This window comes from Streptomyces sp. JNUCC 63 (genome assembly GCF_054366325.1).
Map to the genome: position 1 here is coordinate 2,193,120 of NZ_CM135963.1, position 15,865 is coordinate 2,208,984.

Sequence of the window (15,865 nt, forward strand, 5' to 3'; positions counted from 1 at the left end):
GCGAAGCAGGCGGTGAGCGCGCATGACCGCTGAAGCGACACCCGCGCTGGTCGAGGGGGCCGCCGCCGACCCGGGAAAGTCCGGGCCGGCGGCGGGCCGGGGGCCACGGGCGAGAACCGGTGCCGGGTATCTGCGGTACGTGGCGGGCAAGCTGGCCGGCGCGGCCGTCTCGCTGCTCGCCGTCCTCGTCACCAGCTTCTTCCTCTTCCGGCTGATCCCGGGCGACCCGGTGAAGTTCATGACCGGCGGCCGCCCGGTCTCCGCACAGCAGCTCGCCGCCTACCGGCGGGAGTTCGGGCTCGACCTGCCGATGTGGCGGCAGTTCACGGACTACTGCGGCAAGGCGCTGACCGGGGATCTGGGGACCTCGTACCAGTTCCGTGCGCCGGTCGTCGACAAGATCACCGAGGCGCTGCCGAACACCCTTCTGCTGACCGGTACGGCCTTCGTGCTCTACACCGCGCTCGGCATCTTCCTCGGCACCCGCTCCGCCTGGCGGCACGGCAGGCTCGGTGACCGTTTCAACACGGGCCTGGCGCTGACGCTCTACTCCGTCCCGTCCTTCTGGCTGGGGCTGCTGCTCATCATCGTGCTGTCGGTGGGCGTGGGCCCGATTCCGGGTCTGTTCCCGACCGGGGGCATGGAGTCGGGCGGCAAGGAGGGCTTCGTGTACGCCGTCGATGTCGCCCACCATCTCGTCCTGCCGGTGGTGACGCTGGTCGCGGTGGAGTACGGGCAGACGCTGCTGGTCACGCGGTCGGCGCTGCTGGACGAGATGGGCAGCGACTATCTGACGACCGCGCGTGCCAAGGGACTCCGGGACGATCTCGTACGGCGCCGGCACGCCGTGCCGAACGCGCTGCTGCCGACCGTGACGCTGATCTTCGTCAATCTCGGCCGGACCGTGGCGGGTGTGATCCTCGTCGAGACGGTGTTCTCCTGGCCGGGGCTCGGCGGGCTGTTCTACCAGGCGCTGAGCGTGCCCGATCTGCCGCTGGTGCAGGGGCTGTTCTTCATCTTCGCCTCGGCGGTGATCGTGATGAACACACTCGCCGACCTGCTGTATCCGCTGCTCGACCCAAGGGTGGGCCGATGACCGCCGAGACCACTACGACGCCCGGCCCGGGCACACCCGGTCCGCGCACGCTCACCTGGCAGCGCCGCCGGGCCTCCGCCGCCCGTTTCTGGAAGCAGTACCGGACGCACCGCGCGGGCGTCTTCGGGCTCGCCGCGCTCGTGCTGTGCGCGCTGGTCGCGCTGACCGCGCCGCTGACCGTCGGGGCGGACGTGCAGAGCGTGACCGACGCGCCCGGCAGGCCGATGGAGAGTCCGAGCGCGCGATTCCCGCTGGGCACGGACCAGTTCGGGCGCAGTCTGCTCGGCCTGGTGATCTGGGGTTCACGTGTCTCGCTGCTGGTCGGGCTGCTCGCGGCCGTGCTGTCGGTGGCGATCGGGGCGCTCATCGGCATCACCGCGGGGCACTTCCGCGGCTGGTACGCCACGGTGATGATGCGGATCACGGACTGGTTCCTGGTGATGCCGACGCTGGTGCTCGCCATCGCGCTCGCCACCGTGATGTCCCGCTCGCTGGGCACCATCGTCCTGGCGATCGGCGTGACCACCTGGCCGATCACCGCGCGTCTGGTGCGGGCGCAGACGCTGGCGGTGGAGTCACGGCCGTACATCGAACGGGCGAAGGCGCTCGGCGGCGGTCACTGGCATGTGATGTCCCGGCACGTGCTCCCGAACGTCATGCCGCTGGTGCTCGCCCAGACCACCCTGATCATCTCCTCCGCGATCCTGGCGGAGGCGACGCTCGCCTTCCTCGGGCTCGGCGACCCGACGGTCGCGTCCTGGGGCGGGCTGCTGCAGGACGCGCGGGAGGCGGGGGCGGTCAGTTCCGGCGACTGGTGGTACCTGGTGCCGCCGGGTGTCGCCATCGCGGTCGTCGCGCTGGCGTTCACGCTGTGCGGGCGGGCCGTCGAATCCGTCCTCAACCCCAGGCTGGGGGTGTCCCGTTGAGTCTGCTCGACGTGCGGAACCTGGAAGTGACGTATCCGGGTGGTGCGGCCGCCGTGCGCGGGGTCGGCCTGACCCTCGCCCCGGGCGAGAAGCTCGGCATCGCGGGCGAGTCCGGCTGCGGCAAGTCCACGCTGGCGCTGGCGCTGTTGCGGCTGCTGCCGGCCGGGACCCGGATCGGCGGTGAGATCCTGCTGGACGGCGAGGACGTGCTGGCGATGAAGTGGGGCCGGGTGCGGGCGGTGCGCTGGGCGGGGGCGTCGATCGTCTTCCAGGGCGCGATGCACTCGCTGAACGCCGTGCACCGGGTCGGTGACCAGATCGCCGAGCCGATCCTGCTGCACCGCAGGGCGACCGCGGCGGGCGCGCGGAGGAAGACGGGGGAACTGCTGGAGCAGGTGGGGCTGCCGGCGGCGCGGGCGAGCGCGTATCCGCACGAGCTGTCCGGCGGGCAGCGGCAGCGCGTGATGATCGCGATGGCGCTGGCCTGCGATCCGCGTCTGATCATCGCCGACGAGCCCACCACGGCGCTGGACGTGATGATCCAGGCCCAGATCCTGCGGCTGATCGAACGGCTGGTGAGCGAGCAGGACCTCGGGCTGGTCATGATCAGCCACGACCTCGCCGTCCTGGCCGACACCTGCGACCGGCTGGCGGTGATGTACGCGGGCCGGGTGGTCGAGGAGGGCCCGGCCCGGCAGGTCTACGAGGACGCCCGGCATCCCTACGGCAGGGCCCTGTCGGAGGCGTTCCCCCGCATCGGCGACCCGACGTCCCGCTTCGCCCCGCGCGGGCTGCCGGGCGACCCGCCGGACCCGGCGGCGGTACCGTCCGGGTGCGCGTTCCACCCGCGCTGCCCGGTCGCGCTGGACGTCTGCGCCACACAGGACCAGGTGCTGCGCGAGGCGGGAGCGGGGCGACGGGCGGCTTGTGTGCATGTGCCGGAAGGGGCCGCGAGTGGGAGCGCCGCGGCCACCGGGGACGAGACGGAAGTGAGGAGCGGCACCGCATGACGACCGCGTCACAGCTGCTGAGGGTCGAGGGCCTGCGCATCACCTTCCCCGGCCGGAACGGCGCGCCGGCCGCCCGGGCCGTGGACGGGGTGGACCTCGACATCCGTCGTGGGGAGATCGTCGCGCTGGTCGGCGAGTCGGGGTGCGGGAAGACGACGCTGGCCCGCTCGCTGCTCGGTCTGGTGCCGCCGACCGCCGGGCGCGTCACCTTCGACGGCGCCCCGCTCGACCACTCCTCGCGCGCGTTGAAGGCGTACCGCAAACGGGCCCAGCTGGTGCTCCAGGACCCGAGCGGCTCGCTCAACCCACGCCACACCGTGTACGACGCCGTGGCCGAGGGGCTGCGTATCCACGGGCACGGCGGGGACGAGCGGGCAGCGGTCGCCGAGGCCCTGTCCCGGGCCGGGCTGCGGCCGCCCGAGCGCTTCTTCCTGCGCTACCCGCACGAGCTGTCCGGCGGTCAGCGCCAGCGCGTGGTCATCGCGGGCGCGCTGGTCCTGGAGCCCGAACTCCTCGTCGCCGACGAGCCGGTGGCCTCACTGGACGCCTCGGTGCGCGGTGAGATCCTCGCCCTGCTGCTGCGGCTGCGCACCGAACTCGGCCTGTCCGCGCTGGTGGTGACCCACGACCTGGGGCTGGCCTGGAACATCGCCGACCGGGTCGCGGTGATGTACCTGGGGCGGATCGTGGAGACCGGCGAGGTGGAACAGGTCCTGACGGCACCCCGGCATCCGTACACCCAGGCCCTGCTGTCCGTCCTGCCCGAGGCCCCCGGAGATCCGGTCGTCCTCGGCGGCGAGCCCCCGGACCCCTCCCGCATCCCCTCCGGCTGTCGCTTCCACGTCCGCTGCCACGTCCTGGCGAGCGGCGAGGCCGAACGGGCGGGTGTGGCCCAGGCATGCCGCGGTCAGGACCTCGGGATCCTCAGCGGGAGCGGCGAGGCGCACGTCGCGTGCCACTGGGCACGCGCACGGGCGGACGCGGCTCCGACAGCGCCGTAGGGCGGCTACTCCGTCCTCGCGTCCGCCGCGATGATCTCCCGGCACTTCTTGACGTCCTCCGCCATCGTCTCCAGCAGCGCCTGAAGGGAGTCGAACTTCGCCTGGCCGCGAACGAAGGTCAGGAACTCGACGGCGACGTGCAGCCCGTACAGGTCGAGGCCGACGCGGTCGATGGCGTACGCCTCCACCGTGCGCTCGGTGCCGTCGAACTGCGGGTTCGTGCCGACGGAGATCGCGGCCGGCATCGCCTCGCCCTGGGCGTGCAGATAACCGGCGTAGACGCCGTCGGCGGGGATCGCGGTGTGCGGGAGCGTTTCGACGTTGGCCGTGGGGAAGCCCAGCTCGCGGCCCCGCTGGGCGCCCCGGACCACGACGCCCTCCACCCGGTGCGGGCGGCCCAGGATCTCGCGGGCGCCCTCGACGTCGCCCTCGGCGACCAGGCGGCGGGTCAGGGTCGAGGAGAACGGCTCGCCGCCGCCCGCCTCTCCGGTGACGTACAGGTCGACGACCTCGACCTCGAAGTCGTAGGTCTTGCCCTGCTCGGCGAGGAACTCCACGTTGCCGGCGGCCTTGTGGCCGAAGCGAAAGTTCGGGCCCTCGACGACCGCTTTGGCGTGCAGCTTGTCGACCAGCACTTTGACGACGAACTCGGCCGGGGACAGCTTCGAGAACTCCGTGGTGAAGGGCAGGACGAGCACCGCGTCCACCCCCAGCTCGGCCATCAGTTCGGCACGGCGGTGGTGCGGGGCCAGCAGCGGCGGGTGGCTGCCGGGGCGTACGACCTCGCTGGGGTGCGGGTCGAAGGTGACGACGACGACGGGGACGCCGAGCTCGCGGGCACGGTTCACGGCGTGCTCGATGATCAGCTGGTGTCCGCGGTGGACTCCGTCGTAGGAACCGATGGTGACGACGCTGCGCCCCCAGTCGTGGGGGATGTCCTCCAAGCCACGCCAGCGCTGCACTGTGACCGCTCCTCGTCGCACCTGTGTCCCTGTTGCCTTGTTGCCTTGCTTGTCCTGCTGCCTTGTCCGCAGGTCTAAGGGTGCCATGCCCCGCGTTCCCTGCTCGCATTGGCATGGACGCTGTGACGGGGCGCACGTCGTCGGACGGCTGTCGGGCCGGGATCGGGCGGCTGTCAGACAGGGACGCGCACGCCCGCCATGCTCTCGATCGTCCGGCGGGCGCTGGGCCCCACCATCGCGGCCCAGTCCTGGGGCGCGTCGGTCAGCCAGCCGGCCACGCGGGCGGCGAAGCCGGGTACCTGCCGGCCCAGCTCCACCAGGCCCCCGTCGAACACGGCCGCGCCCTGCGGGGTGCGGACCAGGAGCAGGCCGACCCGGTGGACGAGGTCGCGGAGGTCCTCCTCGGCGGTGGAGGCGGCGGCGTGCAGCACCGCGTCCAGGACGGCCGGGTCGTCCTCGTGGGCCAGGAGGAAGTCCAGCAGCTCCCGGCGCAGGGGGCGAGAGGCCGGGGTGCCGGGAGCGGCGAGTACGCCGCCCAGCGCGGCCCGCAGCCGTTCCGTACCGCCGCCTCTCTCCAGAAGGCCCGCGACCAGTGGAAAGAGTGCGGAGCGGGTGGCGGGGCCGTGGTCCAGGCGCCGGTCGACGTACGCCGCCACCGGCCCCGCGCTCTCCGGGTGCCGCGCCACCGCCTCGCGGACCAGGAGGGCCACCCGGCGGGCAAGGGCCGGCGTGACCGCGTCGGCCAGGGTGCGCAGCGCCTCCCCGACGTCCGCGCCCCGGCGCATACGGTCACCGAAGGCGGCGAGGACCGCCTCGGGGTGGGTGGTCAGGGCGGGGGCCAGCACGCTCGACGGCAGGTGCGCGTCGCCCGCCGTGAAGTGCCGCAGCGCCTGCGGCAGATGGCGGGCGCGGGTGTCCGGATCCCGTACGAGCAGGGCGAGCGCGCCGCCGTGCAGGGCCGAGTCGGTGGGGCGGGCGAGGACGGTGAGGGCGGCGTGGCTCAGCAGTTCGCGGTCGGCCTCGGTGCGTACGTGGAGCGCGGTGCGCAGGCCGTGCGTGACGGCCGCGGACCGGCGGGCCGGGCGTTCGTCGCGCGCCCATCGGTCGACGGCCCGGCACAGCGCGGACGGCTCCTCCTCGGCGAGCACGGCCAGCAGTTCGTCGGCGCGGGCGTGCGCGCACCCGGCCAGTGTGTCGGTGAGGCCGTCCAGGTCGCGGTCCCGGTGGGTGTGGAGCAGGGCCTGCGCGGCGGTGGCCACGGTGGCGTGCGGGGCGGCGGGCAGTGGCCGCTCGTCGTCGAACCAGCGGGTGAGGTGCGGCTGCACGGCGGCCGGGTCGGCGGCGAGGAGGTGTGCGACCGCGTCGAGATAGCGGGGTGAGCGGTGGGATCCGCCGGGTGCGGCGGTGGCGGCCGAGGTGTCGTGCGGGGCCACGTCGGCGAGGAGGAGGCGCCTGAGCAGGTCGCAGCGGTCGGCGTCGGAGAGGTGGAGAGCGGTCCAGAAGCCCGGCCCGAAGCCGGTCGGTACGGGCAGGTCGCACTGCCGCCACGCCACGATCCGTTCGGCGAGCAGCCGCAGCACGCGGATGTACGGCGTCGCGTCCGGCAGACGCAGCAGTACGCCGGCGAGCAGACGGGACGCCCACCAGGAGTGCGGGTCGGTGTCCAGGGCGCACAGCAACTCCTCGAGCCGTACGGCCAGCCGGCGCGGGCCGTGCCGGCGGGCGAGGAGGAGCAGGGCCTGGGCGACGGGGCCGATACGGTGGTGCGGGACGGGCAGGGGGCGGTGCGGCGCGCCGGGGATGTGTTGGCGGTGCACCAGGACGCGCAGCGCTTCGTCCAGGTCGAGGTGAGTGCCCTGGATCCAGTCCGCGAGCTCCTCGTCCGCGAAGCGGTAGCCGCTGCCGGCCGGGACGAGGAGGCCCTCGGCGAGGACGGCCGACGCCCAGCCGGTGCCGCCGCCGAGGCGGGCGGGGGCGGGCCCCCAGGGGAACACCGCCTCGAACGCCGCCCGGTCCAGTCCGCCCTGGCCGTGGCCGAGGCTTCGGCGGGCGGCCTCGTGCACCTGGCCGGAGACCTTCGCCGCGAGGCGCCGTACGGCGGTGCCGCGCAGGCCGTTCTCCGCGGCGAGGCGGACGGCGATGCGCAGGCACATCAGGTCCAGGTGGGCCGCGAGGACGTCGTGCCGGTCGAGAGGTGGGTGGTCCGCGGCATCGGGGAGGGCCGCGCGCACCTCCGACAGGAGCCGGATCGTGAGCGGGTGGCGGGCGTCGGCGTTCACCAGCGCGCCGTCCGGGACGCCGTGGCGGGAGCGCGCCTCGCGGGCCTCGGCGGGGGTGAGGTCGCCGATGCGCAGGCAGGGCGGGAGGTGCGCGGCGCCGTCGTCCCCGGCCGTGACAGTGGCCGTGGCGGGGGTGTGGAGCAGGCCTGCCGGGAAGTGCGCCCCTGCTCCTTCCCAGTACGCCTCCCCGCACGCCACCACCAGCCGCGCCCCTGTCCCGCGCAGCCACTGTGCGGTGCCTTCGGTCCACTCGGGGAGCCGGTCGGTCAGGGCGGGTGGCATCTCCTCGGGGCCGTCGAGGAGGAGCAGGAGGGGACGGCCGTGGCCGCGGGCGAGGCGGGCGGCGCGTTCCGGGGTGAGGTCGGTGAGCTCGGTGGGCAGGGGCGCCCGCGCGGCCGCCACGATCCGGGCCGCCCGGTCCAGCGCCCGGCCCACCGCGTCCGCGACCGAGCTGTCGCCGCCCTCCAGATCGGCCCCGCGCAGCCACAGCGTGGGCGCCGGCGCACTGCCCCGAGCACGCCGGCCGGCCAGCGCCGCGAGCTCGGTCGTACGCCCGCTCCCGGGCGCCCCGACCAGCCCGAGCACAACGGCCTCGCTTCCGCGGAAGGCGGCCGACTCCGCGGCTACGGCGGCACGCTCGACCGGGCGGATGGGCAGGCGGGGGTGCGGTACGCCGTCCGGGCGGCCGTACGGGTCCACCGGCTTCCCGTGCCTCGGGGCGGCGGTGTGCGGCTCGTTCGGGGTTGTCGGCCTGCCGGACACCGGGCTGGGGAGCTGCCGCGTGACTGGTGTCCCGGGGGCGCCCGGTTGAAGGGGGTGGGACGGCAGGGCTCCCGTGGGGCCGTCCTGGGCCAGGGAGGTGGCCGTGAGTTCGAGGACGGCGGCCAGGTTGAGGTCGGGGCCGTAGGCGGCGACCGTGGTGGCGTTGCGGGTGAGGAGGTCGGCGAGGGGGCCCTCGGTGGCGTCCAGCGGTACCGCGAAGCCGGCGTCGCGGTCGCCGGACCGCAGTGCCGTGCCGAGGACGGCGACCACCGCGCCGGTCGCCGCGTCGAGGACCGGTCCGCCGGCCGCCCCGCCGCCCGGCCGGAGCGCGTCGCGGCCCGCCGTGCCGATGGCCAGCTCCAACGCGCCGTCGAGGAGATGGACGCGGTCCGGGGCCGGGTACGTCACGGAGGTCGGGCCGAGCACCCGGGCCTCGCGCCATCCGCCGGCCGGGATGCGGACGTAGGCGCCGGTCGCGGCCCCGTCCCGCACGGTGACAGGAAGCGGCTCCACGGGGAGGCCCTCGGTGCGGATGAGGGCCAGGTCGAGGGTGGGCAGCGCGGTCACGGCGTCGGCCGTCACCACGCAGGACCAGTCGCCGGCACCGGGGACGTGCAGCACGAGCCGGGAGAGGCCGTCGACCGCCTCGTGGCTGGTGATCACCGTGCCGTCGTGGTCGGCCGCGAAGCCGGTGCCGCGGGGCCGTCCCGCGAGGTCGCGGACGTGGACCAGGGAGCGGTCCACGGCGCGGTCGCGGGCCTGGGCGGCCGCCCGCTGCCGGGTCGTGGCGGCCGGCTCCTCGCTGTCGTCGGCCGGCCGGAGCGCGTGACGGCCGTGGCCCGCCGCGCGCCGCGCGTGGTCGCCGTGCGCCTCGGTGGCCCGCGCCCCTCCGGTGCCGTCCTGCGTGCCGCGGCCGGTTTCGATCGTCCGCGGGCTCCGTCCCGCCATGGCCGAACCTCCCCGCCGTGCAGCTGTGTCCTGCCCTCGACGGTAGGCGGCAAGTGATCAGCGGGACAGATCGCGCGGTGAACGCGCCCCCTTGCACTCCCTCTGTTCACTCCGAGCGCCCGCACGGTCGGGTGAATGGGCGGGGGCGGCTGGATACAGCTCAGGAATGGGGGAACCGAGGGGGACCGTGGAGCGGCGGCAGTGGAACACCCCGTGCTCGCCGCTCCGCGGGCGGACGGCGGACGTCAGCCGAAGACGGCCAGGCTCTTGGCCTTGCCCCGCTGCTCCTCCACGAGCGCGAGGAAGCGGCCCTCGGGGCCGAAGACGGCCACGGGGCTGGTGCCCGCGTACTCGTCGGGGATGTCCAGCCGTACGCCGTTGGTGAGCAGCCGGGCGCGCCGGGCGTCGACGTCCCAGCGGGGGAACGCGGCCGCGGCGGCCTCGGCGATCGGCATCACGGTCAGCTCCTGCTGGAGCTGGTCCAGCGTCCTGGCGGCGTCCAGTTTGTACGGGCCGACGCGGGTGCGGCGCAGCGCGGTGAGGTGGCCGCCGACGCCGAGGTCCGCGCCCAGGTCGCGGGCGAGGGCGCGGATGTAGGTGCCGGAGGAGCAGACCACCGACACCACCAGGTCGAGCACGGGGGTGCCGTCGTCGGCGACGGCGTCCCGGACGTCGTACACCGTGAAGGAGGAGATCGTCACCGGCCGGGCCGGGATGTCGAACTCCTCGCCCTCCCGGGCGCGCTTGTACGACCGTACGCCGTTGATCTTGATGGCGCTGACCCTGGACGGCACCTGCATGATGTCGCCGGTCAGCTTGGCGATGGCCGTGTCGACGGCGTCCCGGGTGACCTCGGAGGCGTCCGTGGAGGAGGTGATCTCGCCCTCGGCGTCGTCGGTGATCGTGCTCTGGCCGAGTCGTACGGTGCCGAGGTACTCCTTCTCGGTCAGCGCGAGGTGGCCGAGGAGCTTGGTGGCCTTCTCCACGCCGAGTACGAGGACGCCGGTCGCCATGGGGTCGAGGGTGCCGGCGTGGCCGATGCGGCGGGTCTTCGCGATCCCGCGCATCTTGGCCACGACGTCGTGCGAAGTGAAGCCCGACGGCTTGTCGACGATGACGAGGCCGTCGGGCGGGGTGGGCTTGCTGCTCATTCGGTGGTGTCGTCCGTCTCGTCGTCGGACTCCGGCTTCCTGTACGGGTCCGCGTCACCGGCGTAGGAGGCGCCGGCGGAGGCCTCGCGCACCTTCGCGTCGGAGGCGCGGGCCTTGTCGAGGAGGCCCTCGATGGTCCGGGCGGTGTCCGGGAGGGCGTCCGCGACGAAGGTGAGGGTGGGGGTGAACTTGACGCCGGCCGCGCGGCCGACCTCGGAGCGCAGGATGCCCTTGGCGCTCTCCAGGCCGGCGGCCGCGGCCTTGCGCTCCTCGTCGTCCCCGTAGACCGTGTAGAAGACGGTCGCCTCCCGCAGGTCACCCGTGACCCGGGTGTCCGTGATGGTGACGTGCGAGCCGAGCCGCGGGTCCTTGATCCCGCGCTGCAGCTTCTGGGCCACCACCTCTCGGATGAGGTCCGCCAGCCTTTTCGCCCGCGCGTTGTCGGCCACTGGTCCGTCTCCCGTTCTTTCTTCTTCTGCCTTGCGTGGTGTGTGCTGTCTGTCCGGGTGCTGTCCGTCTAGTCGTCCTCGCCGTGGAAGCGGCGTCTGACGGACAACAGCTCCACCTCGGGGCGGGCGGCGACCAGCCGTTCGCACCGGTCCAGTACGTCGGTCAGGTGCGTCGCGTCGCCGGAGACCGCGGCGAGGCCGATGACGGCTCGCCGGTGGAGGTTCGCGTGGTCCACCTCGGCCGCGCTCACCGCGTATTTGCGCTGGAGCTCGGCGACGATCGGGCGGACGACGGAACGCTTCTCCTTCAGCGAGTGGACGTCGCCGAGGAGGAGGTCGAAGGACAGAGTCCCCACGTACATGTGTGTGACCGGGTTGCCCGCCGGTACGGGGTCGGTGGTCCTGCCTTCCAGATGGGCAGGGACATCAAGAACCGTACCGCGAACCCGGGCGGTGGCTCGACGGGGTTTCCGTCGCCCCCGCCCACCCGACTCGCCGGACGGAAGGGGCCCTGCCCCAGGTGTCGGCTTTGTCTGCCCTGCTCGAAGAGCTCGGGGAGTTCGAGGAGGAGGCCGTTCAGGCCGGCGCGGGGGGCCGGGGGCGGGTTCCCCCGGGCATGGCGCGCCGGTCGGCGGGACCGGAGTCCCGCCGACCGGCTGCGACACGCACCGTGGGCCGTTACGCCCGCGGCTTCTCGCGGAGTTCGTACGTCGCGATGACGTCGTCGACCTTGATGTCGTTGAAGTTGCCGAGGTTGATACCGCCCTCGAAGCCTTCGCGGATCTCGGTGACGTCGTCCTTGAAGCGACGCAGTCCGTCGATGTTGAGGTTCTCCGCGACGACCTTGCCGTCTCGGATGAGGCGCGCCTTGGCGTTCCTCTTGACCTCGCCGGAGCGGATGAGAACACCCGCGATGTTGCCCAGCTTGGACGACTTGAAGACCTCGCGGATCTCCGCCGTACCGAGCTCGACCTCCTCGTACTCCGGCTTGAGCATGCCCTTGAGGGCCGCCTCGATCTCCTCGATCGCCTGGTAGATGACCGAGTAGTAGCGGACGTCCACGCCTTCGCGCTCGGCCATCTGCGCGGCACGCCCGGCGGCGCGCACGTTGTAGCCGATCACGATGGCGTCGGAGCCCATCGCCAGGTCGATGTCCGACTCCGTGACCGCACCGACGCCGCGGTGCAGGACGCGGATGTCGACCTCTTCGCCGACGTCGAGCTGGAGAAGCGAGGACTCGAGGGCCTCGACCGCTCCGGACGCGTCGCCCTTGATGATGAGGTTGAGCTGCTGCACCTCGCCGGCCTTGAGCACCTTGTCCAGGTCCTCGAGCGAGACGCGGCGGACACGCTTGGCGAACGCGGCGTTGCGCTCACGGGCGGCGCGCTTCTCCGCGATCTGACGGGCCGTACGGTCCTCGTCCACCACGATGAAGTTGTCGCCCGCGCCCGGGACGTTGGTCAGGCCCAGGACCTGGACCGGCGTCGACGGGCCGGCCTCGGTGACGTGGTTGCCGGTGTCGTCGAGCATCGCCCGGACTCGGCCGTGGGCGTCACCGACGACCATCGTGTCGCCGACGCGGAGCGTGCCTCGCTGGACCAGAACCGTGGCGACGGCGCCGCGGCCGCGGTCCAGGCGGGACTCGATCGCGATGCCCTGTGCGTCCTGGCTGGGGTTCGCACGGAGGTCGAGCGCCGCGTCGGCCGTGAGGACGACCGCCTCCAGGAGGCTGTCGATGTGCAGACCCTGCTTGGCGGAGATGTCGACGAACATGGTGTCGCCGCCGTACTCCTCGGCCACCAGACCGTACTCGGTCAGCTGACCGCGCACCTTGGTCGGGTCTGCGCCCTCGACGTCGATCTTGTTGACCGCGACCACGATCGGCACGTCGGCCGCCTTGGCGTGGTTCAGCGCCTCGACCGTCTGCGGCATGACGCCGTCGTTGGCCGCGACGACCAGGATCGCGATGTCCGTCGACTTCGCACCACGGGCACGCATGGCGGTGAACGCCTCGTGACCCGGGGTGTCGATGAAGGTGATACGGCGCTCTTCGTCGTTGACCTCGGTCGTGACCTGGTAGGCACCGATGTGCTGGGTGATGCCACCGGCCTCGCCCGCGACGACGTTCGTCTTGCGGATCGCGTCGAGCAGGCGGGTCTTTCCGTGGTCGACGTGACCCATGACGGTGACCACCGGCGGACGGACGACCAGGTCCTCCTCGGAGCCCTCGTCCTCGCCGAACTCGATGTCGAAGGACTCGAGGAGCTCGCGGTCCTCCTCCTCCGGGCTGACGATCTGAACGTTGTAGTTCATCTCGCCGGCCAGCAGCTGCAGCGTCTCGTCGGAGACGGACTGCGTCGCCGTGACCATCTCGCCCAGGTTCATCATGACCGCGACGAGGGACGCCGGGTTGGCGTTGATCTTCTCCGCGAAGTCGGTGAGCGACGCGCCACGGGAGAGCCGGATGGTCTCGCCGTTGCCGCGCGGCAGCATCACGCCGCCGACCGACGGGGCCTGCATGGCCTCGTACTCCTGACGGCGCTGCCGCTTCGACTTGCGGCCACGACGGGCCGGACCGCCGGGACGGCCGAAGGCGCCCTGCGTGCCACCACGGCCACCGGGGCCACCGGGACGGCCGGCGAAGCCGGGACGGCCACCGCCGCCGGCGAAGCCGCCGCCGCCACCGGGACGGCCGGCGAAGCCGCCGCCGCCACCCGGGCGACCGGCACCGCCACCAGGACGGCCGGCGAAGCCGCCGCCGCCACCCGGGCGACCGGCACCGCCACCGGGACGGCCGGCACCGGCCGGGCCACGGCCGCCGGGGCCGGGACGCGGGCCGGCAGCGGGACGCTGCGGCATCATGCCGGGGTTCGGACGCGGACCGCCGGGACGCGGACCGCCCTGCGGACGGGGCATCGAACCCGGGGTCGGGCGCGGACCGCCCGGAGCCTGCGGACGCGGACCGCCGCCCTGGGCGCCGGGGCCCTGCGGACGGGGACCGGCGCCGGGAGCACCGGCGCCGCCGGGCCGCGGGCCCTGCGGACGGGGCGCCTGCGGGCGCGCCATGCCGGTGGAGCCACCGGAGGTGAAGGGGTTGTTGCCCGGGCGCGGGCCGGCCGGGCGGGCACCCGAACGCGGACCCTGGCCACCGGGGCGCTGAGCACCCTGGCCCGGACGGGCGGCCTGGCCCTGGCCGGGACGGCCACCGGGCTTGGGGGCGCCGGGACGGGCGCCGGGCTTCGGCGCGGCCGGCGACGGGGCCGACGGCGGAGCGGTGAACTCCGGCGTGGTGGGCGCCGCCGGGGCCGGGCGCGGCGCGGGCTTGGGACCCGGCACCGGACGCGGGCCGGGGGTCGGCGCGGGCGCCGACGGGGCTGCGGGCTGCTGTGCCGCGGCAGGCTTGGGAGAGGCCGGCGGCTTCGGGGCAGCCGGACGCTCCCCCGCTGCCTTGGCGGCACGGGGGGTACCCCCAGCCTGCGCCGGGGAGGGCGCGGCGGGCCTGGGGGCGGCCTTCTTGGGGGCGGCCGGCTTCGCGGCGGACCTGCCGCTGCCGTTGCCCTGCTGGAAGGCGTCAGTCAGTTTGCGTACTACGGGCGCCTCGATCGTCGAGGACGCCGATCGGACGAATTCACCGAGTTCCTGGAGCTTGGCCATGACGACCTTGCTCTCCACACCGAACTCCTTGGCGAGTTCGTAGACCCGGACCTTAGCCACTTCGCTCCTTTGAGGTCCGGGTTGCGGCCGGACCGTCGCTAGTTCATGGGCGTACTCATCGCGTACTCATCGAGTGCTCATCGCAATCTCGACCTGCTTTCGACTCGCGAGGTACCAGGCCGCACGGGGTTCCGTACGGCACGTCTTTCCTTGCCGTGTTGCCTCAGCAACCTTGTGCCTGCTCGACGTACCGGCGCAACGCCATTACGTCGAGCGGTCCCGGGACGCGAAGCGCCCGCGGAAACGCCCGGCGGCGCACCGCCTGGTCGAGACAGACCGGGACGGGGTGTACATAGGCACCCCGGCCGGGCAGCGTACCGCGAGGATCGGGGACGCACTCGCCCTCGACCGCCACGGTCCGCAACAGTTCGATCTTGGCCGCTCGCTCCCGGCACCCCAGACAGGTGCGCTCAGGGCATGCGCGGGCACGCGTCCGGCCAGACACTGCTCAGTCTACCTCCCCGCACCGACCTCACCCCTTTGGGGCAAAGATCGAACGGCTGTTGTCGTGTTACAAGCGATCTGCGGCTCGGGTCTATTCCCCGCTCCCGGGTGAATCCCCGGGAGTGCCGGGAGTGCTTACTCGGACGCCTGCTCGGTGTCCGGGCGGATGTCGATGCGCCAGCCGGTGAGCCGGGCCGCCAGCCGGGCGTTCTGGCCCTCCTTGCCGATCGCCAGCGACAGTTGGTAGTCGGGCACGGTGACCCGGGCCGACCGGGCCGCCATGTCCACGACCTCCACCTTGGAGACGCGGGCCGGCGACAGGGCGTTGGCCACCATCTCGGCCGGGTCGTCCGACCAGTCGACGATGTCGATCTTCTCGCCGTTCAGCTCCCCCATGACGTTGCGCACCCGGCCGCCCATGGGGCCGATGCAGGCGCCCTTGGCGTTCAGGCCCGAACGGGTGGACCGTACGGCGATCTTCGTACGGTGACCGGCCTCGCGGGCGATCGCCGCGATCTCGACCGAGCCGTCGGCGATCTCCGGCACCTCCAGGGCGAAGAGCTTCTTCACCAGGTTCGGGTGCGTACGGGAGAGGGTCACCGAGGGGCCGCGGACGCCCTTGGCTACCCGGACGACGTACGACCGCAGCCGCATGCCGTGCTGGTAGCTCTCGCCCGGGACCTGCTCCTGCACCGGCAGGATGGCCTCCAGCTTGCCGATGTCCACGAGGACGTTCTTCGGGTCGCGGCCCTGCTGGACCACGCCGGTGACGATGTCGCCCTCGCGGCCCACGTACTCGCCGAGCGTCGCGTCGTCCTCGGCGTCGCGCAGCCGCTGCAGGATGACCTGTTTGGCGGTGGTGGCGGCGATACGGCCGAAGCCGGACGGGGTGTCGTCGAACTCTCGGGACTCCTGGCCCTCCTCGATGTCCTCGGGGTCCTCCTTCGCCCACACGGTCACGTGCCCGGTCTCCCGGTTGAGCTCCACGCGCGCGTGGCGGCGGCTTCCCTCGGTGCGGTGGTAGGCGATGAGAAGGGCCGACTCGATCGCCTCGACCAGCACGTCGAAGGAGATCTCCTTCTCCCGTACCAGGTTCCGCAGGGCACTCATGTCGATGTCCACG

Annotated in this window: 12 protein-coding genes; 4 read left to right on the forward strand and 8 right to left on the reverse strand. The window is 73.3% G+C overall.

All coding sequences use genetic code 11. The features are described 5' to 3' along the window. Positions 1-22: 22 nt before the first annotated feature. The 4 genes from ACX25U_RS09815 to ACX25U_RS09830 are packed head-to-tail and all read left to right on the forward strand — an operon-like array spanning position 23 to position 4,033. On the forward strand, positions 23-1,096 hold the full coding sequence (locus tag ACX25U_RS09815) for an ABC transporter permease (protein ID WP_454390642.1): 1,074 nt from the start codon (positions 23-25) through the stop codon (positions 1,094-1,096). Next, the gene (locus ACX25U_RS09820) at positions 1,093-2,022 is read left to right on the forward strand and encodes an ABC transporter permease (protein ID WP_454390644.1); all 930 of its coding nucleotides are present in this window, start codon (positions 1,093-1,095) and stop codon (positions 2,020-2,022) included. The genes ACX25U_RS09815 and ACX25U_RS09820 overlap by 4 nt, the downstream gene beginning before the upstream one ends. After that, on the forward strand, positions 2,019-3,032 hold the full coding sequence (locus ACX25U_RS09825; RefSeq protein ID WP_454390646.1) for an ABC transporter ATP-binding protein: 1,014 nt from the start codon (positions 2,019-2,021) through the stop codon (positions 3,030-3,032). The genes ACX25U_RS09820 and ACX25U_RS09825 overlap by 4 nt, the downstream gene beginning before the upstream one ends. Further along, positions 3,029-4,033 carry an ABC transporter ATP-binding protein gene (locus ACX25U_RS09830; protein WP_454390648.1) on the forward strand — a complete coding sequence of 335 codons (1,005 nt, stop codon included), beginning with the start codon at positions 3,029-3,031 and terminating at the stop codon, positions 4,031-4,033. The genes ACX25U_RS09825 and ACX25U_RS09830 overlap by 4 nt, the downstream gene beginning before the upstream one ends. 5 nt (positions 4,034-4,038) lie before the next feature. Here the strand turns inward: ACX25U_RS09830 and ACX25U_RS09835 are convergent, their stop codons facing one another. From ACX25U_RS09835 to nusA, 8 genes are all read right to left on the reverse strand, one after another. After that, complete coding sequence (locus ACX25U_RS09835) at positions 4,039-4,995, reverse strand: bifunctional riboflavin kinase/FAD synthetase (RefSeq protein WP_454390650.1); 957 nt, start codon at positions 4,993-4,995, stop codon at positions 4,039-4,041. A 173-nt stretch (positions 4,996-5,168) separates the two neighbouring features. Further along, positions 5,169-8,984: a trypsin-like peptidase domain-containing protein gene (locus ACX25U_RS09840; RefSeq protein WP_454390652.1), complete on the reverse strand. Its 3,816-nt coding sequence runs from the start codon at positions 8,982-8,984 to the stop codon at positions 5,169-5,171. A gap of 245 nt (positions 8,985-9,229) precedes the next feature. Then, a complete protein-coding gene (gene truB / locus ACX25U_RS09845; RefSeq protein ID WP_454390654.1) occupies positions 9,230-10,135 on the reverse strand; it encodes a tRNA pseudouridine(55) synthase TruB in 906 nt (301 codons plus the stop codon). Beyond that, positions 10,132-10,584, reverse strand: a complete 453-nt coding sequence (gene rbfA / locus ACX25U_RS09850; protein ID WP_454390656.1) for a 30S ribosome-binding factor RbfA — start codon at positions 10,582-10,584, stop codon at positions 10,132-10,134. Before rbfA ends, truB begins: the two co-directional genes overlap by 4 nt. A gap of 68 nt (positions 10,585-10,652) precedes the next feature. Continuing rightward, complete coding sequence (locus tag ACX25U_RS09855; protein WP_454390658.1) at positions 10,653-10,946, reverse strand: DUF503 domain-containing protein; 294 nt, start codon at positions 10,944-10,946, stop codon at positions 10,653-10,655. 316 nt (positions 10,947-11,262) lie between these two features. Further along, a complete protein-coding gene (infB, locus tag ACX25U_RS09860) occupies positions 11,263-14,298 on the reverse strand; it encodes a translation initiation factor IF-2 (protein ID WP_454390660.1) in 3,036 nt (1,011 codons plus the stop codon). A gap of 163 nt (positions 14,299-14,461) precedes the next feature. Then, positions 14,462-14,743, reverse strand: a complete 282-nt coding sequence (locus ACX25U_RS09865) for a YlxR family protein (protein WP_454390662.1) — start codon at positions 14,741-14,743, stop codon at positions 14,462-14,464. Positions 14,744-14,877: 134 nt separating this feature from the next. After that, positions 14,878-15,864 (reverse strand): transcription termination factor NusA, encoded by a 987-nt coding sequence (gene nusA, locus ACX25U_RS09870; protein ID WP_454390664.1) that lies wholly within the window; start codon positions 15,862-15,864, stop codon positions 14,878-14,880. Between the last annotated feature and the right edge of the window lies 1 nt (position 15,865).

Coding starts and splice junctions, on each gene's coding strand:
- ACX25U_RS09815 (WP_454390642.1), top strand. CDS start 23: ATGACCGCTGAAGCGACACCCGCGCTGGTCGAGGGGGCCGCCGCCGAC.
- ACX25U_RS09820 (WP_454390644.1), top strand. CDS start 1,093: ATGACCGCCGAGACCACTACGACGCCCGGCCCGGGCACACCCGGTCCG.
- ACX25U_RS09830 (WP_454390648.1), top strand. CDS start 3,029: ATGACGACCGCGTCACAGCTGCTGAGGGTCGAGGGCCTGCGCATCACC.
- ACX25U_RS09840 (WP_454390652.1), bottom strand. CDS start 8,984: ATGGCGGGACGGAGCCCGCGGACGATCGAAACCGGCCGCGGCACGCAG.
- truB (WP_454390654.1), bottom strand. CDS start 10,135: ATGAGCAGCAAGCCCACCCCGCCCGACGGCCTCGTCATCGTCGACAAG.
- ACX25U_RS09855 (WP_454390658.1), bottom strand. CDS start 10,946: ATGTACGTGGGGACTCTGTCCTTCGACCTCCTCCTCGGCGACGTCCAC.